Annotated in this window: 18 protein-coding genes; 8 read left to right on the top strand and 10 right to left on the bottom strand. The window is 66.9% G+C overall.

All coding sequences use genetic code 11. The features are described from left to right. The first annotated feature begins 3 nt into the window (after positions 1-3). Positions 4-1,932: an ATP-dependent nuclease gene (locus ACQY8B_RS14835; protein ID WP_422087397.1), complete on the top strand. Its 1,929-nt coding sequence runs from the start codon at positions 4-6 to the stop codon at positions 1,930-1,932. Positions 1,933-2,027: 95 nt separating this feature from the next. Here ACQY8B_RS14835 and ACQY8B_RS14830 read toward each other — a convergent pair whose 3' ends face one another. The 3 genes from ACQY8B_RS14830 to ACQY8B_RS14820 all read right to left on the bottom strand — a co-directional run bounded on the left by ACQY8B_RS14830 (position 2,028) and on the right by ACQY8B_RS14820 (position 5,534). Then, a complete protein-coding gene (locus ACQY8B_RS14830) occupies positions 2,028-3,359 on the bottom strand; it encodes a sulfatase (protein ID WP_422087396.1) in 1,332 nt (443 codons plus the stop codon). A gap of 20 nt (positions 3,360-3,379) precedes the next feature. Continuing rightward, entirely contained in the window at positions 3,380-4,378 is a 999-nt protein-coding gene (locus ACQY8B_RS14825; protein ID WP_422087395.1) for a Bug family tripartite tricarboxylate transporter substrate binding protein, read from the bottom strand. 145 nt (positions 4,379-4,523) lie between these two features. Next, positions 4,524-5,534, bottom strand: a complete 1,011-nt coding sequence (locus ACQY8B_RS14820; RefSeq protein WP_422087394.1) for a Bug family tripartite tricarboxylate transporter substrate binding protein — start codon at positions 5,532-5,534, stop codon at positions 4,524-4,526. Positions 5,535-5,659: 125 nt separating this feature from the next. Here ACQY8B_RS14820 and pcaQ point away from each other — a divergent pair, with 125 nt between their 5' ends. Continuing rightward, positions 5,660-6,619, top strand: a complete 960-nt coding sequence (gene pcaQ, locus ACQY8B_RS14815; RefSeq protein ID WP_422087393.1) for a pca operon transcription factor PcaQ — start codon at positions 5,660-5,662, stop codon at positions 6,617-6,619. Then, positions 6,616-7,830, top strand: coding sequence for a DUF418 domain-containing protein (locus tag ACQY8B_RS14810; RefSeq protein ID WP_422087392.1), 1,215 nt, complete (start codon positions 6,616-6,618; stop codon positions 7,828-7,830). Before pcaQ ends, ACQY8B_RS14810 begins: the two co-directional genes overlap by 4 nt. Here ACQY8B_RS14810 and ACQY8B_RS14805 read toward each other — a convergent pair. Continuing rightward, on the bottom strand, positions 7,803-8,423 hold the full coding sequence (locus tag ACQY8B_RS14805) for a LysE family translocator (protein ID WP_422087391.1): 621 nt from the start codon (positions 8,421-8,423) through the stop codon (positions 7,803-7,805). The two genes, ACQY8B_RS14810 and ACQY8B_RS14805, sit on opposite strands and share 28 nt — an antisense overlap. A 106-nt stretch (positions 8,424-8,529) precedes the next feature. On the opposite strand from ACQY8B_RS14805, the gene ACQY8B_RS14800 reads away from it, so the two are divergent. Next, entirely contained in the window at positions 8,530-9,015 is a 486-nt protein-coding gene (locus ACQY8B_RS14800) for an Lrp/AsnC family transcriptional regulator (protein ID WP_422087390.1), read from the top strand. Here ACQY8B_RS14800 and ACQY8B_RS14795 read toward each other — a convergent pair. From ACQY8B_RS14795 to ACQY8B_RS14785, 3 genes are read right to left on the bottom strand one after another with little or no spacing between them, the layout of a single operon-like run. Further along, positions 8,982-10,067, bottom strand: a complete 1,086-nt coding sequence (locus tag ACQY8B_RS14795) for a mechanosensitive ion channel family protein (RefSeq protein ID WP_422087389.1) — start codon at positions 10,065-10,067, stop codon at positions 8,982-8,984. The genes ACQY8B_RS14800 and ACQY8B_RS14795 overlap by 34 nt on opposite strands. Then, entirely contained in the window at positions 10,067-12,319 is a 2,253-nt protein-coding gene (locus ACQY8B_RS14790; protein WP_422087388.1) for an FUSC family membrane protein, read from the bottom strand. The genes ACQY8B_RS14795 and ACQY8B_RS14790 overlap by 1 nt, the downstream gene beginning before the upstream one ends. Before the next feature lie 2 nt (positions 12,320-12,321). Next, complete coding sequence (locus tag ACQY8B_RS14785; protein ID WP_422087387.1) at positions 12,322-13,380, bottom strand: inositol monophosphatase family protein; 1,059 nt, start codon at positions 13,378-13,380, stop codon at positions 12,322-12,324. A 109-nt stretch (positions 13,381-13,489) separates the two neighbouring features. Between ACQY8B_RS14785 and ACQY8B_RS14780 the strand changes: the two genes are divergently transcribed. Together ACQY8B_RS14780 and cysE are read left to right on the top strand one after the other, a co-directional pair. After that, positions 13,490-14,230, top strand: coding sequence for an RNA methyltransferase (locus ACQY8B_RS14780; protein WP_422087386.1), 741 nt, complete (start codon positions 13,490-13,492; stop codon positions 14,228-14,230). Between the two features lie 76 nt (positions 14,231-14,306). After that, positions 14,307-15,080, top strand: coding sequence for a serine O-acetyltransferase (gene cysE, locus ACQY8B_RS14775; protein WP_422087385.1), 774 nt, complete (start codon positions 14,307-14,309; stop codon positions 15,078-15,080). 10 nt (positions 15,081-15,090) lie between these two features. Here the strand turns inward: cysE and cadR are convergent, their stop codons facing one another. After that, positions 15,091-15,561, bottom strand: coding sequence for a Cd(II)/Pb(II)-responsive transcriptional regulator (gene cadR, locus ACQY8B_RS14770; protein WP_422087384.1), 471 nt, complete (start codon positions 15,559-15,561; stop codon positions 15,091-15,093). A gap of 70 nt (positions 15,562-15,631) precedes the next feature. Here cadR and ACQY8B_RS14765 point away from each other — a divergent pair, with 70 nt between their 5' ends. Continuing rightward, positions 15,632-17,947: a heavy metal translocating P-type ATPase gene (locus ACQY8B_RS14765; RefSeq protein WP_422087383.1), complete on the top strand. Its 2,316-nt coding sequence runs from the start codon at positions 15,632-15,634 to the stop codon at positions 17,945-17,947. 81 nt (positions 17,948-18,028) lie between these two features. Next, on the top strand, positions 18,029-19,282 hold the full coding sequence (locus ACQY8B_RS14760; protein ID WP_422087382.1) for a cation:proton antiporter: 1,254 nt from the start codon (positions 18,029-18,031) through the stop codon (positions 19,280-19,282). Between the two features lie 4 nt (positions 19,283-19,286). Here ACQY8B_RS14760 and ACQY8B_RS14755 read toward each other — a convergent pair whose 3' ends face one another. Beyond that, positions 19,287-20,612, bottom strand: coding sequence for a heavy metal sensor histidine kinase (locus ACQY8B_RS14755; RefSeq protein WP_422087381.1), 1,326 nt, complete (start codon positions 20,610-20,612; stop codon positions 19,287-19,289). Next, entirely contained in the window at positions 20,609-21,286 is a 678-nt protein-coding gene (locus ACQY8B_RS14750; RefSeq protein WP_422087380.1) for a heavy metal response regulator transcription factor, read from the bottom strand. The genes ACQY8B_RS14755 and ACQY8B_RS14750 overlap by 4 nt, the downstream gene beginning before the upstream one ends. Positions 21,287-21,387 lie beyond the last annotated feature (101 nt).

Raw genomic sequence — 21,387 nt, 5'->3', positions numbered from 1 at the left:
CGAATGACCGTCCGAAACATTGGGTGTATCGACAATGAAGGGCTAGTCGTCGAGTTGGACAATATCGTTTGTTTAGTGGGGCGGAACAATGCAGGTAAATCCACAGTCCTTCGTGCGTATGAGCTTGCTCGAGGCTCTGTAGCGTTCGACCTTAGTCGTGATCGACATCAGCACGCGACAGAAGAGCAACCTTCAGAGATTGAACTTGAGGTTCACATCCCCGAAGGCATTGGCAATGTTGATGCGCGTTGGAAGACTCAACAGAATGGCTTGCTAATTGTCAAGAGTCGCTGGCAGTGGGCGGCGCCCGGCTTCACGAAGGTGCGGGAGACGTGGGATCCGAAGGGCGGCGCAATGGAGGGAGGCGAATGGGCGGAGGACAAGGCGGGCGGCGCGGATGCTGTTTTCAGTTCCCGCTTGCCTCGACCGTTGCGGATTGGGTCGTTGGAAGACATCGGAAAGACCGAGGGGAGTTTGCTTACTTTGGCATTGGCCCCGCTGCTCGCAACCCTGGAAAAAGCTCGTAGTGACGACGGGTCCGCTCTACACAAGTCAATTTTAAGTGTTACCACTGAGATTCAGTCGCTGAGTGGGAGTCACCAGGAAGACTTCAACACAGTGTCTGCGCGCGTGACAAGCGGCTTTCAAAAGGTTTTTCCTAAACTCGATGTCAAACTGGAATTTGGGGCTGCACCTCTCGTGCCGAACATCAGTGACTTGGTCAAATCAGGTTCGGGGCTGAAGATAAAAGATGGGAAAACCGATTCGTCTTTGGGGCAACAAGGCACGGGTGCGCGACGTGCTCTATTCTGGGCGATGCTTCAGGTCCACAATGAGCTGACGCGGGACAAAGAGATTCGCGAAGAGCATCGGAAGAAACTGGTAGCCGAGATCGCCGAATTGGAAAAGAAGAAGAAACCGAAGAAGAAGGAGTTGAGTGCGGAGCAACTGGCTGAAATCGAAACGGAAATCGCAGGCTGTGTCGCCCGCTTGGCGGCCCATGATGAAGGGGGTGCGATTCCGGAGAACAGCGATGACCCGGCGTTGCCCGGCTATCTGCTGCTAATCGATGAGCCTGAGAATGCCTTGCACCCTTTGGCCGCGCGAGCCGCGCAGCGTCACCTTTATAAGTTGGCAGAGAGTCCTGACTGGCAGGTCATCATGACTACGCACTCGCCATACTTCATCAATCCATTTGAAGACCATACAACGATTGTCCGATTGGAGCGCGATGCGGATATAGAAAAGAGTTCGATCGCGCCACGAACCTATCGCTCCGACGACATCACATTTGAGGGGGACGATAAGGCAAGGCTGCAAGCGCTCCAGCATATCGATCCCAGCTTTGCTGAGGTCTTCTTCGGTTCTTATCCGGTTCTTGTTGAAGGTGACACGGAACATGCAGCATTTATCGCCGCAATCGTGGAGAAGGAGGATGAACTGCTAGACCGAGTCACAGTGGTGCGAGCTCGTGGAAAGGCCATCCTGCTTCCACTTATCAAGGTGCTCACGCACTTCAAGATCAACTTCGGTGTCGTACATGACTGTGACCCGCCGTTTAACAAGAACGGTGGCGGAAACGGCATGTGGACGGAAAATGGGAAAATTCGTGCCGCCTTGCTTACGGCGCGCGCGCAGGGTCTTGAGGCACGCCATCGGGTGAGTGTTCCGGACTTCGAACGCTTCCTTGGTGGAGACGAGGAGTCCAAGGACAAACCTTTGAATGCCTACATGCGAGTCACTGCCGACGATGGGCTTCGGACAAAGGTTCAGGGATTGCTGGCCGAACTAATGCAATCTGCACAGCATGATCCTTTCGACGCAGCGACTCTGCACGGGGACGTCGAATATTTAGACGTCTTAAGCACGAAAGTTAAAGAGTGGGCGGCTGCCAGTGGCGTCGGCAGCGAGCTTCGATTTAAGGGCAAGTAGAGGCAGTCTGACTGTACTAACCGGTTTGAGCTTTGGTGTCTCGAAGGCCGTATGCAGTTCGTTCCTGCATACCGTGTGGGGACTGCAGTTGAGTTTTATCTCTGCGGCATATCCTTTACCGAATACCCAAGACTCACAGTCGCATCCTCAGGAATAGCCGGCATGGTCGCATTCCAAGCCGCCCAATCCGCCCGCATCGCAGCCAGCCTCTCCGGCTCCTTCTTCGCCAGATTCGCCCGCTCGCGTTCATCCCCCGGGATGTTGAACAGGTACTCGTTCCCGTCCACCTTCAGGTACTTCCAGTCGCCGTCGCGCAGCGCTTCCTGCCCGCGATGGTTCATGCGCCAGTGCAGTGGCCGGCGGAAGCTTTTGGTCGCGTCCTTGAGCACGGGCATCAGCGAGACGCCATCCAGCGGATAGTCCGGGTGCGCCGCCACGCCGGCGGCGTCGAGCATGGTGGCGGACCAGTCCATGGTCATGCACAGCTGCGGGCTCTCGCCGCCCTTGCCGATCACGGCGGGCCAGTGGGCGATCCATGGCACGCGGATGCCGCCTTCGGTCAGGTCCATCTTGCCGCCGACCAGCGGCCAGTTGTCGGAAAAGCGTTCGCCGCCGTTGTCGCTGGTGAACACCACCAGGGTGTTGTCGGCCATGCCGTGCTTTTCCAGCGCGGCCATGATCCAGCCGATGCCTTCGTCCATGTGATGGATCATGCGGCGGTACACATGAATGTTGCCGCCGGCCAAGTCGAACAGGTTGTCTTTGATGTTCGGCGCCTTGGCCGCGTCGTCGCGGGTTTCCCACGGCCAGTGGGGCGCGGTGTAGTGCAGGCTCAGGAAGAAGGGCGCGTCGTCCTCTTTCTTCTGGAGTTCTGCCATGCGGTCGACGTAGTCGACTGCGCGCTTCGAGAGGATGTCGGTGAGGTAGCCCTCTTCGACCTTGTCTTCTTCGCCAAACCACAGGTCGTGGCGGCCGGTGGAGTCGCAGTGCGTGAAGTAGTCGACCCCGCCCGACATGGGCCCGAAGAACTCGTCGTACCCCGAGCGCAGCGGCCCGAAGGTGGGCGGGTAGCCCAGGTGCCATTTGCCGATGAGGGCGGTCTGGTAGCCGCTGGCCTTCAGCAGTGAAGGCAGGGTGGGGTGGTCCGTCGGCAGGCCCAGGGTGGTGCTGCCGCGGCTCTTGCTGTTGATGGGCTCTTCGGCCGCGCCGCGCAGGCGGTACTGGTAGCGGCCGGTGATCATGCCGAAGCGCGTGGGCGAGCACACGGGCGAGTTGGCGTAGCCCTGCGTGAGCTTCAGGCCGTTGGCGGCCAGGCCGTCGAGCACGGGCGACACGGGGCCGAAGGCGGCGTCGCGGCCGCCGTAGCAGCCCAGGTCGGCATAGCCGAGGTCGTCGGCCACTATGAAGATGATGTTGGGTCTGGTCATATATCTCCTGGAGTTCTTCTTCAGGGCTGGTAGCCCGACTTCTGGACCACGGGCGCCCACTGCGTGCGGTAGGCCTTGAGCATGGCCACGGTCTGCGCCTGGGTGCTGACCACCGGCGTCATGCCGGAGTCCTTGAACTTGCGTTGGGTGTCCGGGTCTTGCATGACTTCGCGGATGGCGGTGGCCAGTTGCTCGACCTTGGCCTTGGGCATGGTGGTCGGCGCGAAGAAGGTGTTCCAGCCGGTGGCGGCCAGGTCGAGGCCGGCTTCCTTGAAGGTGGGAATGTTCGGCGCGAACGGCGAGCGCTTGGCGCCCGACAGCGCCAGGATGCGCAGCTTGCCCGCCGCGTGCTGCGGCAGCACCACGTCTTCGGTGTCGACGGCAATGGGCACCTGTCCGCCGATCAGGTCGTTCAGCAGCGGCGCGGAGCCGCGGTAGCCGATCACCTGGGTCTGCACCTTGGCCTTCTCGCCCACCATGAGCCCGAAGAAGTGCGGCAGGCTGCCGGTGGCGGGCACGCCCACGTTGGCCTGGGCGGGGTTGGCGCGCATCCATGCGAGCAGGTGGTTCAGCTCGCGCACCGGCAGGGTGGGCGACACGGCGAGTGCGAAGTCGTAGTCGTTGACGTGCGACACGGGCACGAAGTCGCGGTCGGGGTCGTAGTTGTTGTCTTTGAAGACCAGCGGCGCCACCACCATTACGGCGGGGTTGGCGAGCATCAGCACGTTCTGGTTGGCCGGCGTGACTTTCACCTGCTGCGCCGCGAGGCGGCCACCCGCGCCGGGCTTGTTGTCGACGATCACCGCCACGCCCAGCTTGGTGCCGAGCTTGTCGGCCACCACGCGCGCCACGCGGTCGGTGGCGCCGCCGGGCGCATAGCCGACGACGATGTGCAGCGGGGTGTCGAGCTTGGCCTGGGCGGCTGCACCGGTGGCAAAGGCCGCCGTGAAGCCGGCTACAGCCAGCATGCCGACGAGGCGGTGGGTGGCGCGGCGGGTGAGGGAGTGGGTCGGCAGCATGATGTGCAGGTCCTTGTCGTTTCAGGCAATGGCCAATGAGTGTGACCGCGAGGTCCGCGGTTGCGGACGATTCTGAAGACGCTGCATTCGATTGTTCAAATCAACCATTGCCCTGGTTTACCCAGGTGTGGCGCTCCTGCCCTGTTCAGTCGACCTTCATGCCGGTGGCCTTGACGATACGGCCGTAGCGCGCAAGGCTGGCGGCCAGGTGGTCGCTGGCGGCGGTGCCGGTTTCTCCGAGGGGCACCATGTCGAGCGTGGCAAGGCGCGACTTGATCTCGGGCAGCGCCATTGCCCTCTGCAATGACGCGCGCAGCGTCTGCATCACCGGCTCGGGCGTGGCGGCTGGCACCATCGCGAGGTAGAGCACCTCGAACTCCAGGTTCTTCAGGCCCAGTTCGCCCACGGTGGGCACTTGCGGCAGCAGCGGAGAGCGCTGGCGGCCGGTCACGGCCAGGGCGCGCAGCTTGCCCGACTGCACCTGCGGCAGCAGCCCCGGCGTGGCGAGGATGCCGGCCTGCACTTCGTCGCCCATCAGCGCCAGCACCGCCGGCGCGTTGCCCTTGTAGGGCACGTGCGTGATCTTGGCGCCGGTCTCGTTCGCGAAGATCTCGGCGGCGATGTGGCCGGGGCTGCCGTTGCCGGCCGAACTGAAGGTGGCGGGCTCTTCCTTGGCCTGCGCGATGAACTCGGGCAGCGTCTTCGCCTTCACGTTGCCCGCCACGCCGAAGCTCAGGCCCGACGAGCTGAAGATCATCAGCGGCTTCAGGTCCTTGGCCGCGAAGGGCATCGACGCATAGAGGTGCGGGTTGATGGTGAAGGTGGTGTCGATGCCCAGCAGCACCGTGTAGCCGTCGGCCGGGCTCTTGGCCACCAGGTCGGCGCCGATGTTGCCGCCCGCGCCGGGGCGGTTGTCGACGATGAAGGGCTGCTTCAGGTCTTTCTGCAGCGCATCTGCCAGCGCGCGGGCGAGGATGTCGATGGGGCCGCCCGCCGGGAAGTTGGTGAGCAGCTTCACCGCCTTGGTGGGGTAAGGGGCGTCGGCTGCCTGCGCCGCCGTGGCGCAGAAGCCCAGGGGCAGCAGCGCCGCGCAGGCGGCGGCCACGGCAAAGCGGCGGCGCGCGCCGCCCAGGGCGTTCTTGAAAACGGTGGTCATGTCTTGGCTTGTCTCCTTGTCTGAGGCAACTCTAGGGCGGCGGCAAGGCCGGCACAACTGAAAGCTCTTCTGCCAGGTATTCCGGTTGGTTATATTTCAAAGCCCGTCTCCCACAGAGAAACCCGATGTCAGCCATGAACTTTGCGCGCCTGAAGCTGCGCCACCTGCAATGCCTGGTGATGGTGGCGCAGGAGCGCAACCTGGTGCGCGCCGCCAAGGCGCTGTCGCTCACGCAGCCGGCGGTGTCCAAGACCGTGGCGGAGCTTGAAGAAATCATCGGCCGTCCGCTGCTGCTGCGGCGCCGTCGCGGTGTCGAGCTCACGCCGGCCGCCGAGGTGCTGGTGCGCCATGCCGTCTCGGCGCTGCGCGGGCTGAGCGAAGGCCTGGGCCTGGCCATGGACATGCCCGAGGCCGACCAATTGCACGTGGCCGTCGGTGCGCTGCCCAACATGGTGGCCAACCTGCTGCCGGAGGCGGTCGCCTTGCTGCATGCCTCGCATCCGGCGCTGCGCGTGCGGGTGGTCAGCGGCATCAACGCGCAGCTGATGACGCAGCTGCGCCAGGGCGAAATCGACCTCGTGCTGGGCCGCCTCGCGCAGGCCTCGGCCATGGCCGACCTTGCCTTCGAGCATCTCTACAGCGAGCCCTTGCTGCTGGTGGTGCGGCCGGGGCATCCGCTGGCTTCGCGGCGCAAGCCGGCGCTCGATGCGCTGGCCGGCTATCCGCTGGTGCTGCCGGTGTCGGGCTCGCTGATCCGCCACACGGCGGACGCCTTTCTCATTGCGCAGGGCGTGGCCTTGCCCAACCGGCTGGTGGAAGCGACCGACACCAGCTTCGCCATCGGGCTGCTGCAGCGCTCCGACGCGGTGTGGTTTGCGCCGCAGGGGGCGGTCGAAGGCTTCCTGGTGCGCGGCGAGCTCAGGCGCGTGGCCATCGACACCGCCAGCACTGAAGGCCCGGTGGGGCTCACGGTGCGGCGCAACAGCGAGCCGGGCGAGGGCGCGCGCCTGTTGATGGAAACCATCCACGGCATCGTGCAGAAGCGCAAGCCCGTCGTGGGCCTGCACCCGGTGGAGGCGGCATGAGCACGGTGGCTTCATCGCACGAGCGCCAGTCGCTGGTCGATGCACTGCGCGGCTTCGCGCTGCTCGGCATCCTGGTGGTGAACATCGCGACCTTCTCGTCGCCTTTCTACGGCATGGGCGTGCCCGACCCGATGGCCCAGACGGCGGTGGAGCGCGCGGCGCTGTTCGCGCGTTCTTTCCTGTTCGAGACCAAGTTCTACCTGCTGTTCTCGTTCCTGTTCGGCTACAGCTTCACGCTGCAGATGCAGTCGGCCGAACGCGACGGCAAGCCTTTTGCGCCGCGCATGCTGCGGCGGCTGGTGGGGCTGTGGGTGCTGGGCCTGCTGCATGCGGTGGTGCTGTACCACGGCGACATCCTCACGACTTACGCGGTGATCGGCGGCGTGCTGCTGTTGCTGCGGCGGCGCGGCGACGGCGTCATGGCGTGCTGCGCGGTGAGCCTGGTGCTGCTCACCTCGCTGCTGTGGGCCAGCCTCGGTTTCTTGATGACGCGCGCGGGTGTCGATGCCGACACGCGCAGCCTCTATGCCGAAGCCGTGGCCGCTCTGCACGCCTACCGGGGCACGCCGGCCACGGTCATCGCCCAGCATGTGCGCGAGCTGGCGCAGGTGTGGGTGGTGCTCGCATTCGCGCAGGCACCGACGGCGCTGGCGATGTTCCTGGCGGGCTTCATCGCCGGGCGGCGCGGCCTGCTGGCCAACGCCGGCGCGCACCGCGCGTTGTTCGAGCGCCTGTTTTTCTGCGGGCTGCTCATCGGCGTGCCGGGCGCCATGTTCTATGGCCTCTCGACCATGCGCAACAGCGACAGCGGCGGCCGCGAGGTCATCGGCCTTGCGCTCGGCCTGCTCACCGCGCCTTTCCTTACCGCCGCCTATGCGTCGGGGCTGGTGCTGCTGTTCCAGACGCCGCGCGGGCGAGCGCTTGTCGCATGGCTCGCGCCGGCGGGGCGCATGGCGCTGTCCAACTATCTGCTGCAGTCGCTGGTGTGCGCGTGGATCTTCCTGGCTTACGGGTTGCGGCTGATGGGCTCGGTAGGGCCGCTTGCCAGCTTTGCGTTTGCGTTCTCGATCTTCGCGGTGCAACTGCTGCTGAGCCGCTGGTGGATGCAGCGCTTTGCCTACGGCCCGGTCGAATGGCTGCTGCGTGCGTTCACGCTGCTCGAGCTGCCGTCGATGCGCAAGACTCAGCGCATGAACAGCGTCGAGAGCTGATACGCCGCAAAGCCCACCAGCACCACGCCTGAAAACCGGTTGATGCCCTGCATGGCCCTGTCGCTGAGCCGGTGCCGCACCATCGACACCGCGCTCGAAAGCCCGAGCCACCACAGCGCGGAGCCGAGGAACACGCCGAGCACCACGGTTGCGGCGGCCGGCGCGCCGCTCACGTGGCCGGTGGCGATGGAAGCGAACACCGCAATGAAAGACAGGATGGTCATCGGATTGGCCAGCGTCAGCAGGAACACCGACAGCATCGCCTTCAGCGGCGTGGTCGCGTCGGCGGCCTCGCGCGCCTTGGTGGCGGCGGGCGCGCGCAGCAACTGCACGCCCATCCACGCGAGGAACGCCGCGCCGCCCAGCGCCAGCGGCACGCGCGCCGCCACCATCGTGGCAATGACGGCGGATACACCCAGCGCGCCGATGGCGCCGTAGAACGCATCCGCCAGCGCGGCGCCAAGGCCGCTCATGAAGCCGATGAGGCGGCCGTGCGCGAGCGTGCGCTGGATGCACAGCAGGCCGATGGGGCCGACCGGCGCGGCAATCGAAAGGCCGATGACGAGGGACTTGAGGAAGAGTGCGGAATCCATCCGGCAATTGTCCCGAGCCGCCCCGTTGTAGAGAATGGCGAAGCGCAGGCCGATCGGCCCGTTGGCCTGAAATCGGAAGCCTGCGCCTCACTCACGCCTGAAATCCATGGAAATCGACAGCAAGAACTGGCAGATCCTCGACGTGCTTCAAGAGGACGCGCGAACCTCGCTCACCTCGCTGGCGCGGCAGGTCGGCCTGTCGGTGCCGTCGACGTCGGAGCGCGTGAAGCGGCTGGAGGAGGCCGGCGTGCTGGAGGGCTACCGCGCCGTGGTGCCGCCGCGCAAGGTGGGCTACACGGTGACGGCGCTGGTCGGCATCACCACGCTGCAGCCAGACAAGCCACGGCTGCTGAAGCTGCTCGAGGGCAAGCCCGAAGTGCTCGAATGCCTGCACGTGACGGGGCAGGACTCGTACGTGATGAAGGTGATCGCGCGCGACATCGAGCATCTGGAGAGCTTCGTCGGCAGCATCAACCACCTGGGCGAGACGCGCACGTCGATCGTCATGTCGGTGCCGATTCCGGCGCGCGCGGTGCAGGCACCGGCCGGACTGGCCGATCAGCGTGCGGTGGGAACCGCAGGGGCCGCGTAGGCCTGCTCCTGCGTGCCTTCGCTCTCGATGCGCATCTTGGGCAGGAACTGCGGGTACTCGCGCTGCATGAAGTCGATCAGCCCTTCGCGCACGTTGCAGCGCAGGTCGAAGGCCAGGCCCGAAGTGGCGGCGGTGCACAGCACGCGGATCTGCATGGTGCGCTCGGTGGCGTCGGTCACGCGCAGGTTGAAGAAGCGGCCGTCCCATTCGGGCGAAGACTTCACGATGCGCTCGACCTCTTCACGCAGCGGCGCGAGCGGCATGCCGTAGTCGGCGTAGATGAACACCGCGCCCAGCAGCTGCGACGAGTGGCGCGTCCAGTTCTGGAACGGCTTTTCGATGAAGTAGGTCAGCGGCAGGATCAGCCGGCGCTCGTCCCAGATCTTGATGACGACGAAGGTGCCGGTGATTTCCTCGACGCGGCCCCATTCGCCTTCGACCACCAGCACGTCGTCGATGCGGATCGGTTGCGCCAGCGCTATCTGCAGGCCGGCGATGAGGTTGCTGAACACCGGCTTGGCCGCAAGACCGGCCACGATGCCGATCACGCCGGCGGAAGCCAGCAGGCTGGCGCCCACCTGGCGCGCGCCGGGGAAAGTCATGAGCATCATCGCGCCGCCGGCCACCAGCACCACCGTCATGGCGGTGCGCGCGAGCACGCGGGTCTGGGTGAGCACGCGGCGCGCATGCAGGTTGTCCGCCACGTCCGAGGGGTTCTGCGCGAGCACGCCTTCGGCGAAGCCGCTGATGGCCCTGACCGCGAGCCAGGTGGTCGAGGCAATCAGCAGCAGCCCTGTGAAATGCCGCACGTTGCCGATGAAGTGAAGGTCGTCGGGCGCGCCCTGCCACACCACGTTGAGCGCCAGCAGCGGCAGCACGACCCGCGCCGCGGAATTGCAGCTGACCACCATCGAATGGATCGTCGGGGCAGGGCGGGTGATCCGCCTCAACACAAGGCCGCCGATACGGTGCGCAAGAAGAGAAAGGGGAACTGCGATCAGGGCGGCAATCCATGTGCCGAACCAGGGGTGGGCGAGTATCTCTTTGATCATCAGGCGGTGGTCGTCTTTGCTTGTGCTGCGGTTTCGTTCAGTGGTTGAAGAATGCGGGCCGCGTCGTCGCGCAGCTGCGTGGCAAGTGCCGTGGCCAGATCGAGGCGGCGCAGCAGCCAGGGGCTGATGTCGTTGTCGAACGGGTCGGGCAGGGGGATCGGGCCGCCGACGGTGGTGGAGCCGGCGCTCTCGGGGTGAGAGGGGCCGGTGGTCGGCATAGTTCCAATGGCGGCCTCGATTCGTTGCGAAGTGCGGCTGATGGGGCCTTCGACTTCGCCCGGCGTGAGGCGGTCGCGCCGCAGCACGAGCATCGATTTGACCGCGCTCAGTTGCGCGAGCAATTGGTAGCTGTGGGCCTGTAGGTGTTCGAGCGGCTCCAAGGGCGGCTGCACCGCGCGCGGTTCGGAGAGCGAACGCTGCGTGGCCTGCACCAGCGCCGAGAGGCTGTCGTAGGCCTCGCGGCGCGCGAGCCGCCATTCGAGTTCGGGACTGCTGTCGATGGCCTGCAATTGGCCCAGGCCGAGCGCCAGGCGCGCATGGCGGGCCTGCGCCGTGAGCACGCGCGCCACCAGCGCCGGAAGCTGCGTGCGCTCCCATGACGGCAGTACATAGCAGAAGCCCCAGGCCAGCGCTGCGCCGATGAGCGTGTCGGCAATGCGCTCGAACAGCGCGAAGATGGGCGCCACGCCCACGTTCAGCATGTGGGCCTGCACCAGGCCCAGCACGGTGGCAGCCACGGCGGTGATGAGGTAGCGCCGCACCGCGAAGCTGTGCGCAATGGCCTGCGCCACGGTCACGATGGCCAGCAGCGCCAGCGCCGACGGATGCGCCGACAGCAGCCCCACCGCGAGCACGCAGCCCAGCAGCGTGCCGGCCACGCGCGCGTTGCGGCGCTCCAGCGTCTGCGAGAGGCTGCCGCGCAGCACGACCACGATGGTCAGCAGAATCCAGTAGTCGTGCGAACCCCACGGCATCGACACCGCAATGGCATAGCCGGCAGCGATGGCCAGCGACGCGCGGATGGCGTGGCGCAGCGGCGGCTGGTCCCAGCGCCACAGCGTGAAGAAGGGGCGCCAAGACCAGTCGGTCGGGCTCACGAACATCTGCCAGTTGGCGCGCACCACGGCGAGGTTGGGCTCGGCGTCGCCGCGGGCCATGGCCGACAGGCGCAGCACCTCGTCGTTGATGTGGCCGATGCGGCTGGCCAGCCCGCGCGCCAGCATGGCGGCGGTGGGGCCGATGTGGCCGCCGCCCCCGTGGGTGTTTGCGCTGTCGTCGGCCGACACGTGAATGGCCGCGAGCCGCGGGCGCCGGTCCGCCACGGCGGGGGGATGGCGGCGCATCAGCAGCGCATCGGCCAGCGCGATGGTCTCGTCGGCGAGTTCTTCGAGCACCTGGCGCATTTCGACGAGCGCCGCGGCATGCGCGGGGTGGGCGCGCAGGGTGTCGAGGTCGAGCTCGCTCGCGAGCAGCTGGTCGCGCATTTCGAGCACGATCACCAGCATGGCGGCCAGCCGCTGGCGGCGCGGCGTGCGGGGCGATTCGAGCACGATGTCGCGCGTGGCCTGCAACTGGTCGGCCAGCGCGGCCTGTTCGCGCAGCAACTGGCCGAGCACCGGCGCGGGGGTGTCGCGCACGTCGCGGGTGTCGTCGTGGGGAAGGAACTGGCCCGCCTCGGTGCGCATCAGCGCGGCCAGCGAATACAGCACGTCGGCCATCGACTGGGTACGAAAGCGCCCGTTGAGCAGCAGGTTGGCGAGCGTGGCCCAGATCACGTAGAGGCCAGCGCCCAGCCCGAAATGCCAGGTGCGCTCGAGTGCATCGGCCATGTCGCGCGGGGTCTGCGTGGCCATGGAGAAGATCATCGAGAACATCACCGCAATGGCGATCGGGATGCCCCGCTTGCCCCAGGCCATGGCCAGGAAGGCCATGAAGGTGGCGGGCACCAGCAGCAGCCCGAGGCGGATGGGCGCGGTGTGCAGTATCTGCACCGCAAAGAAGAGCGGCAGGCCGATGAGCGGCGCCGGCAGCATCTGGAAGAACTTGCCGCGGCGCGGGCCGGGCAGGTCGGGCGGCGCGGTGACGATCACGCCGGTGGCGGCCGTGGAGGCCGCCAGGGTGCCCAGCCACAGGTGGATGCCGCCCGAGATGAACAGCAGCCCGAGCGCCACGGTGAGCCCGCTCGCGACATAGTGGCTCAGCGCAATGCGCAGAGCGGCGCGAACTCGGTGGGCGGCGCGGGGCCCCAGCATCGTCACTTGGCGGAAGCGTCGCCCTCGGAGGGCGCTCCGGCGGCGGGAGCGGCGTCGCGGCGCACGCGCGTGAGCTTGCGCGGCGCGGCAGGGACGGCCACGGCGGGCTTGTCGCCTTCAGCGGTTTCGTCCGCGAAATCGACCACCGTGCTGCGGGCATAGAGGTCGACCGACGCGTCGTCGGGGTTCGACTTGGTCGAGGCCGACACGGCGCGCATGCGGTCGCTGGCGCGCAGCTTGTCGTCGACGTTGGCGAACTTGGAGTACTTGGCGAGCAGCGGCACCAGCTGGCCGTAGATGCGCGGTGCGGCGGCCAGGCATTCGCGCTGTTCGAGGAATTCGGGCTCGCCCGTGAAGTTGCCGATCAGGCCACCGGCTTCGGTGACCAGCAGCGAACCGGCGGCCACGTCCCAGGGATTCAGGCCGGTTTCGAAGAAGCCGTCCGTGAAGCCTGCGGCGACGTAGGCCAGGTCCAGGGCCGCCGCGCCGGGGCGGCGCAGGCCGGCCATGCGGGGCATCATGTCCGCCATGATGGCCAGGTACTGCTTGAAGTTGTCGCCCGTGCGGAACGGGAAGCCCGTGGAAATGAGGCACTCGGTGAGCTTGGTGCGCTTGGACACGCGGATGCGGCGCTCGTTCATGTAGGCGCCGCGGCCCTTGGTGGCTGTGAACAGGTCGTTGCGGCTGGGGTCGTACACCACGGCCTGCTCGATCTTGCCGCGCACGGACAGCGCGATCGACACGCAGTACACGGGGAAGCCGTGGATGAAATTGGTGGTGCCGTCGAGCGGATCGATGATCCAGACGTAGTCGGAGTCTTTGGCGCCATGTTCGGTGCCCGATTCTTCGGCCAGGATGCCGTGCCCCGGGTAAGCGCCGAGCAGCGTTTCGATGATCGCTTGCTCGCTCGCGTGATCGACTTCGGTGACGAAGTCGTTGACCTGCTTCTGCGAAATGCGCACGGCCTCGACGTCGAGGGCAGCGCGGTTGATGATCGCGCCGGCGGCGCGTGCGGCCTTGACGGCCACGTTGAGCATGGGATGCAGGTTGGGGGACGACATTGGATTGTGAGAAGAACGGTGGGGAGGCCCCGGAGACGGCCCGGCGATGCGGGCAGCGAGAATCGTGGCATTTTACCGGCTCCGCCGTTCCGTGTCTCCCGAACCCGCCATGCGCACCCGTTTCATCCTGATCCAGACCAGCCACGCCGGCAATGTGGGCGCCGCCGCCCGCGCCATGAAGACCATGGGTTTCTCCGACCTCGTGCTGGTGGCTCCCCGCTGGGCCAACGTGCTGCGGCGCGAGGAAACCATCCAGCGCGCGAGCGGCGCGCTCGACGTGCTGACCAACGCCCGCATCGTCGAAACGCTGGACGAAGCCCTCGACGGCGTGACCCACCTGTGCGCCACCGCCATGATCCCGCGCGACTTCGGCCCGCCCACCCGTACACCCAGAGAGCACCTGGAGCCCCTGGCCCAACAGGGAGACCAGCACGTCGCCTTCCTGTTCGGCTCCGAGCGTTTCGGCATGCGGAACGAGGACGTCTACCGGTGCAACGTGGCCCTGACCATCCCGACCGACCCGAAATTCGGCTCGCTCAACCTGGGCGCGGCCATCCAGGTGATCGCCTACGAATGGCGGCTGGCGCTGGGCGGCTACGAAGTGCGCGAGGCCGTCAACCCGGTGCAGGCGGCCGACGCGCAGGCCGTGGCCGGCATGCTCGACCACTGGGAGCGCTCGCTGGTGGACATCGGTTTTCTCGACCCCGAGGCGCCCAAGAAGCTCATGCCGCGGCTGCAGCAGCTGTTCAACCGGGCCCAGCCCACGCCGGAAGAGATCCACATCCTGCGCGGCATCGCCAAGGCCATGAGCGACGCGACCAAGCCGCCCCGCGGCGCCCTGCCCGAATAAAACCTTATCGCCCGTAAGCGATGGCGGCGGGCTATAGACTGCCCGCCCCATATAGATATAACGACAAAAGGCAGCGATGTTCTCTCGACTGCGCGCCGACATCCGGTGCATCCTCGAACGCGACCCGGCCGCCCGCAGCGCCTGGGAAGTGATCACGGTCTACCCCGGCTTCCATGCCGTGGTGCTGCACCGTTGGGCGCACGCCTGTTGGACCCGCGGCTTCAAGTGGCCGGCGCGTTTCATCGCGCACTGGGCGCGCTGGATGACGGGCATCGAGATCCATCCGGCCGCCAAGATCGGCGAGCGGGTGTTCTTCGACCATGCGATGGGCGTGGTGGTCGGCGAGACCGCCGAAATCGGCGACGGCTGCACCATCTACCAGGGCGTGACCTTGGGCGGCACCTCTCTCTACAAGGGCACCAAGCGGCACCCGACGCTGGGCCGCAACGTGGTGGTGAGCGCCGGGGCCAAGGTGCTGGGCGGCTTTGTCGTGGGCGACGGCGCCAAGATCGGCAGCAATGCGGTGGTCATCAAGCCGGTGCCCGCGGGCGCGACGGCGGTGGGCATTCCCGCGCGCATCATCCCGTCGAAGGCCGGCGAGAGCGCCGACGTGGCCGCGCCGCAGAAGTTTTCGGCCTACGGCATCACGCAGGAAGACGACCCGCTGAGCCAGGCCATGCGCAGCCTGATCGACAACGCATCGAGCCAGGAGCACCAGATTGCGCTGCTGTGGCAGGCCATCGAGAAGCTGTCGGACCGCTCCGGCAGCACCAAGGACTGCGTGCCGGGCGACGCGGCCCGCGACGAGTGCTTCGAGGCCGAGAAGCTCACGCAGCTGATCGGCAAGTAAGTCCGTCGCTTCAGGCGGCGCGCTTGGCCGGCGCGTGCAGCGCGCCGTGCACATGCCCCGCGTGCTGCCCGAAGGTTTCGGGCGCGAGCGCCGCGGTGTCCAGCTCCTGCAGGATGCCGCAGTTGCTTGCCGACTCCGGCCCGCCGCATTGCTGGCGCAGCGCCTTCAACTGCTTTTCCAGCGTCTTCAGCTCCGCGATGCGCGCAGCCACGTGGCCGATGTGGTCGTCGAGCAGTTGGTTGACCTGGCCGCAGTCTTCCTGCGGGGCGTCGCGGAATTTGAGCAGGCTGCGGATCTCGTCGAGCGTCATGTCGAGCGAGCGGCAGCGGCGGATGAAGCCGAGGCGCTGGGCATGGTCTTCGTCGTAGATGCGGTAGTTGCCGTCGGTGCGCGCGGGCTCGGGCAGAAGTTGCTCGCGCTCGTAGTAGCGGATGGTTTCGACGGGGGTGTTCGCGACCTTGGCCAGCTCACCGATTTTCATGATGCGGCAAATGAACGAGTGGAAATGAGCGTTTGACTCTACACCTGCTTCAGGGTTTCCAATCGATTCCATGACGAACGAAAACGCTCTGACCCGGCCCGTGCCGCACGCCCATCCTCATTCGCATGGCGATGACCACGGCCACAGCCACAGCCACAGCCACAGCCATGACCATGCCGAAGACGCGTGCTGCGGCGGCGGCAGCCACGGCGGCGCGATTCCATTCGCGGCAAATACCGCCGATGTGCCGAAGGGCGCCTTGCTCTTCCGCATTCCCACCATGGACTGCGCGGTGGAAGAGTCTGAAATCCGCCGCGCGCTGGAGCCGGTGGCGGGCGTCAAGGCCCTGCGGTTTCGCCTCGGCGAGCGCACCATGGCCATCACCACCGAAGACGGCGCGCTGCCCGAGGCACTTGCCGCCATCCGCAAAGCCGGCTTCAAGCCGCAGCCGCTGAACGCGGCGGGCGGCCCCGCATCGGGCACGCAGGCCACCCCGGCTCCCGCGCAGATCGCCGGCATGAACATGGGCCTCGTGCGCCTGATCGCGGCGCTGGTGCTGGCGGTGGCTGCCGAGTCGATTTCGTTCATGGCACTGGACGGCATGGGCTTCAAGGCCGTGGAAATCGCGCTCGCCCTTGGCGCCATCGGGCTGGCCGGCCTGGACACCTACAAGAAGGGATTTGCCGCGCTGGTGCGCGGGCGCCTGAACATCAACGCCCTGATGGCGGTGGCCGTGACCGGCGCCTTCATCATCGGTCAGTGGCCCGAAGCCGCGATGGTGATGGCGCTCTATGCCATTGCCGAGCTGATCGAGGCGCGCGCCGTGGACCGCGCGCGCAACGCCATCCAGAGCCTGCTGGCGCTTGCGCCCGAGCAGGCGGAGGTCAAGCAGGCCGACGGCAGCTGGCAGACCGTGATGGCCAACACCGTTGCGCCGGGCGCCGTGGCGCGCATCCGCCCCGGCGAGCGCGTGCCGCTCGACGGCGTGGTGACCGAGGGCACCAGCGCCATCGACCAGGCGCCCGTCACCGGCGAGAGCATTCCCGTCGACAAGACCGTGGGCGACCCGGTGTTCGCGGGCACCATCAACCAGACCGCCGCGCTGGAGTTCCGCGTGACGGCGGTGGCGTCGAACACGACGCTCGCGCGCATCATCCACGCGGTCGAGGAGGCACAAGGCTCGCGCGCACCCACTCAGCGTTTCGTCGACAGGTTCGCGGCCATCTACACGCCCACGGTCTTCGTGCTGGCGCTGGCTGTGGCGGTGCTCACGCCGCTGTTCATGGACTGGACGTGGATGCAGTCGGTCTACAAGGCGCTGGTGCTGCTGGTCATTGCATGCCCGTGCGCGCTGGTCATCTCCACGCCGGTCACCGTCGTGAGCGCGCTGGCCTCGGCCGCGCGGCGCGGCATTCTCATCAAGGGCGGCACGTACCTCGAAGAGGCGCGCAAGCTCAAGGCGATTGCGCTCGACAAGACCGGCACCATCACCGAAGGCAAGCCCAAGCTGGTCGAGTCGGTGCTGGTGGATGCATCGGGCAACGAAGCCGTCGTGTTCGCAGTGGCCGCCAGCATCGCGGGCCGCTCCGATCACCCGGTGTCGAAGGCCATTGCCGAAGGCCTGAAGAGCCAGCGGCAAGAGGTCGCCGACTTCACCGCGCTGCCCGGCCGCGGCGTGGGAGCCACGTTGGCGGGCCAGGCCTATGTGCTCGGCAACCACCGGCTGATCGAGGAGCGCAGGCTGTGCTCGCCGGCGCTCGAAGCCGAGCTCAAGCGGCATGAAGAGGCAGGCCGCACCGTCACGCTGCTGGCATCGGACGAGGCGGTGCTCGCGCTGTTCGCGGTGGCCGACACCATCAAGGAATCGTCGCAGGCGGCGGTGGCCGAACTGCGCGCGCTGGGCGTGACGCCCGTGATGCTCACCGGCGACAACACCGCCACGGCAAAGACCATCGGCGCCCACGCCGGCATCGATGACGTGCGCGGCAACCTGCTGCCCGAGGAAAAGCTCGACGCCATCAAGGCCATGCAGCAGCGCTACGGCGCAGCCGCCATGACCGGCGACGGCATCAACGACGCACCCGCACTGGCACAGGCCGACATCGGCTTCGCCATGGGCGGCGCGGGCACCGACACCGCCATGGAAGCGGCCGACGTGGTCATCATGAACGACGACCTGCGCCGCATTCCCGAGACCATCCGCCTGTCGCGCCGCGCGCACTCGGTGCTGTGGCAGAACATCACGCTGGCGCTCGGCATCAAGGCCGTGTTCTTCGTGCTCGCGGTGTTCGGCAGCGCGACCATGTGGATGGCGGTGTTCGCGGACATGGGGGCCAGCCTGCTGGTGGTGGCGAACGGGCTGCGCCTGATGCGCGTACCCAAGTGAGCGCGCAGCCGGGTTGAGCCGATCATTGGCTGGCACTAACATGGGCCGCAATTCCGTCGGCTTCCAGGTTATCGCTACGCCATGTCCGCAACGTCCCTGCTGCTGCAACTCATCGTCATCCTGACCACCGCGCGCGTCTGCGGCTGGGTTCTCCGCCACGTCGGGCAGCCCGGCGTGGTGGGCGAGATGGCCGCCGGCCTGATGCTGGGGCCGGTGGTCTTCGGGGCGCTGTTTCCGTCGCTGCACGCACAGCTGTTCTCCAAGGCCTCGCTGCAGGGGCTGTCGTCGCTGTCGACGCTCGGGCTGGTGCTTTTCATGTTCGTGGTTGGCCTGGAGCTGCGGGCTTCCAAGGGCGTGCGCGAGCAGTTGCGTTCGGCGGGCTACGTGGGCGTGCTGAGCGTGATCGTGCCGCTGGCGCTGGGCATCGCGATCTCGCCGGCCCTCTACCCGACGCTGGCGCCGGCGGGTGTCGGCTTCTGGCCGTTCGCGCTGTTCATGGCGGCGGCGCTGTCGATCACGGCATTCCCGGTGATGGCGCGCATCCTCAAGGACCGCGGCATGACCCGCACGCCCTTCGGGCAGCTGTCGCTCGGCGCCGCCGCCGTGGTCGACGTGTTCGCGTGGATCCTGCTGGCCTTCGTGGTGGCGCTGGTGGGGGCGGGCGAGGGCTACCAGGGCCTGCTCAAGACCACCGTGGGCATGGCGGTGGTGTTGTGCGTGCTGTTCTTCGGGCTCAAGCCGGCCTTCGCGTGGCTGTTGCGCACCAAGGCGCCCGAGGGCGAGCCCTCGACCACCGTGATGGCCTCGCTGATGATCGGCCTTCTGGTCACGGCCCTGGCCACCGAGTTGCTGCACCTGCACGCGGTGTTCGGCGCTTTCCTGTTCGGCGCCTGCCTGCCGCGCGACGACCGGCTGCTGAAGTCTCTGAGCGAGCGCATCGAGCCGATTTCCATCGTCGTGCTGATGCCGTTGTTCTTTGCGCTGGCCGGGCTCGGCACCACGTCCAACGCGTTCTCGGGCGCGGGCTTCGGCGCCATGATGCTGATCCTGGGCGTGGCCGCCTTCGGCAAGATCGCCGGCGGCGCGGTCGGTGCCCGCATGGCTGGCTACGGCTGGCGCGACAGCCTGGCCACGGGCTCGCTGATGAACGCGCGCGGGCTGATGGAGCTGATCGTCATGAAGATCGGGCTGGACGCCGGCCTCATCGGCCCCGAGCTGTTCACGATGCTGCTGGTCATGGCGCTCGCGACCACCGCCATGACCGGGCCGCTGATCAACCTGTTCATCGGCCGCCGGGCGCCTGCCGTGGCCGATGCGGCGCACGCCAAGCCTTGATGGCTCACCGCTGCAGCGTGAACCCGATGCGCGTCTCGCCGCCCTGGCTGGCCGCGAACACCCGCCCGCCGTGCATGCGCGCAATGGCCTCGACGATCGACAGCCCCAGGCCGTGGTGCCGGGTGGAGCCGTCGCGCGCCTGGGCGGCACGGTAGAAGCGCTCGAACAGGCGCGGCAGCGCGGCAGGGTCGATGGGCTCGCCGCGGTTGACCACCGCGATGGTGAATTCCTCGCTGTGCTGGGCAATCTCGATGCGGATGACCGAGGCCGGCGTCGCGAAGCGGATGGCGTTGCCCAGCAGGTTGAACAGCGCGCGCCGTATCAGCGCGGCGTCCACGTCGGCCATGGCGTCGCCCGCCACCTCGGCGCGCAGGCCGGCTTCTTCCAGCATGGCGTCGTAGAAGTCGATCACGTCGGCGGCCTGCACGGCCAGGCTCGTCACCGCGCGCGTACGCATCGGCGTGCCGCGCTCGGCCTGGGAGAGAAACAGCATGTCGGTGACGATGCCCGAGAGCCGGCCGATCTCTTCGAGGTTGGACGCGAGCACGGCCTGCAGCTCCTCGTTGCTGCGCTGGCGGGTCAGCGCGAGTTCGGTGGAGCCGATCAGGTTGGCCAGCGGCGTGCGCAGCTCGTGCGCCACGTCGGCGTTGAACGACTCCAGCTGCACGTAGGCGCGCTGCACGCGCAGCAGCAGGGCGTTGAACTGCGTGATCCAGGGGCGCAGCTCCTCGGCGAAGTCCATGGCGTCGATCGGCCGGTTGGCCTTGTCCGGCGCCATGGCCGCGGTGCTCTCGGCCAGCCGCTTGAGCGGACGCAGCCCGCGCCGCACCAGCCACATGCCGGTGAACGAGACCAGCGCCGTGCCCAGTACCACCGCGCCCAGCAGCGTCCAGGCAAGGCGCCGCAGCAGCCGCGCTTCCTGCGCGGTGTTCACGCCGATCTGCACCGACAGCTGCGTGCTGGTGGCGCCCTGCGTCCATGGCACCTCGATGTCGCGCAGCATCCAGAGCCCGCCGAGCGCGGGCGTGGACTGGAACAGCGTCTGGCCCGCGTGCGAGATCGACAGCGTCACGTCGTCCTGCATCGAGAAGAAGTCGTCGAGCTTGTGCCGCAGGAAGGGCAGGTCGCCGCCTTTCTCGGCCTCTTTGAGCAGGTGTTGCACCAGCACGGCCTTGTGGTCGAGTTCCTCTTCCTGCTTCTGCCCGAAGTTCCAGGCGGTGACGAAGTAGATGGCAAGGCAGATCACACTGAGCCCGAACAGGGTCTGCGCGGCGATCCAGAGCGACAGCCGGCTCTGGATGGAGTGCGGCCGGCCTGGGGGCTGGCTCATGCCCAGGAGCGGTCTTCGAGAACGTAGCCCATGCCGCGCACCGTATGCAGCAGCTTCACGTCGAACGGGTCGTCGAGCTTGCTGCGCAGGCGGCGGATGGCCACTTCCACCACGTTGGTGTCGCTGTCGAAGTTCATGTCCCACACCTGCTCGGCAAGCGTGGTGCGCGACAGGATCTGGCCGCGCCGTCGCAGCAGCACCACCAGCAGCGTGAATTCCTTGGCCGTGAGGTCGAGCCGCGCGCGGTTGCGAAAGCACTTGCGGCTGATGAGGTCCAGCTCCAGGTCGGCCAGCCGCAGCGTGGTCGATTCCTGAGGCTTGCCCCGGCGCAACAGCGCCTGCACCCGCGCCAGCAGCTCCGAAAACGAGAACGGCTTGACGAGGTAGTCGTCCGCCCCTTGCTGCAGGCCCTGCACGCGGTCTTCGACCTTGTCGCGCGCCGTGAGCACCAGCACCGGCACGTTCCTGGTGCGCCGTATGGCCTGCAGGACGGCAAAGCCGTCGATGCCAGGCAGCATCACATCGAGCAGAACCAGTGCGTAGTCGCCCTCGGTGGCGAGGTACTTCCCCTCGATCCCGTCGCGGGCAATATCGACCACGTATCCGTTCTCTTCGAGCCCCTTTTTCAGGTAATCGCCCAGTTTGGGCTCGTCTTCGATGACAAGAATTCGCATTACCGAATAGTAACGAAGCACTTACGCTGCCCTGGTTACGTTTTGGTAATCCTATTGACGGACAAACGCCCGACCTGGTGTCATACATTCCGCAGGGCGTG

The sequence above is a fragment of the Variovorax sp. genome, assembly GCF_965279555.1.
Lineage (GTDB): Bacteria > Pseudomonadota > Gammaproteobacteria > Burkholderiales > Burkholderiaceae_C > Variovorax.
This window is presented reverse-complemented; position numbering and strand designations above follow the sequence as displayed.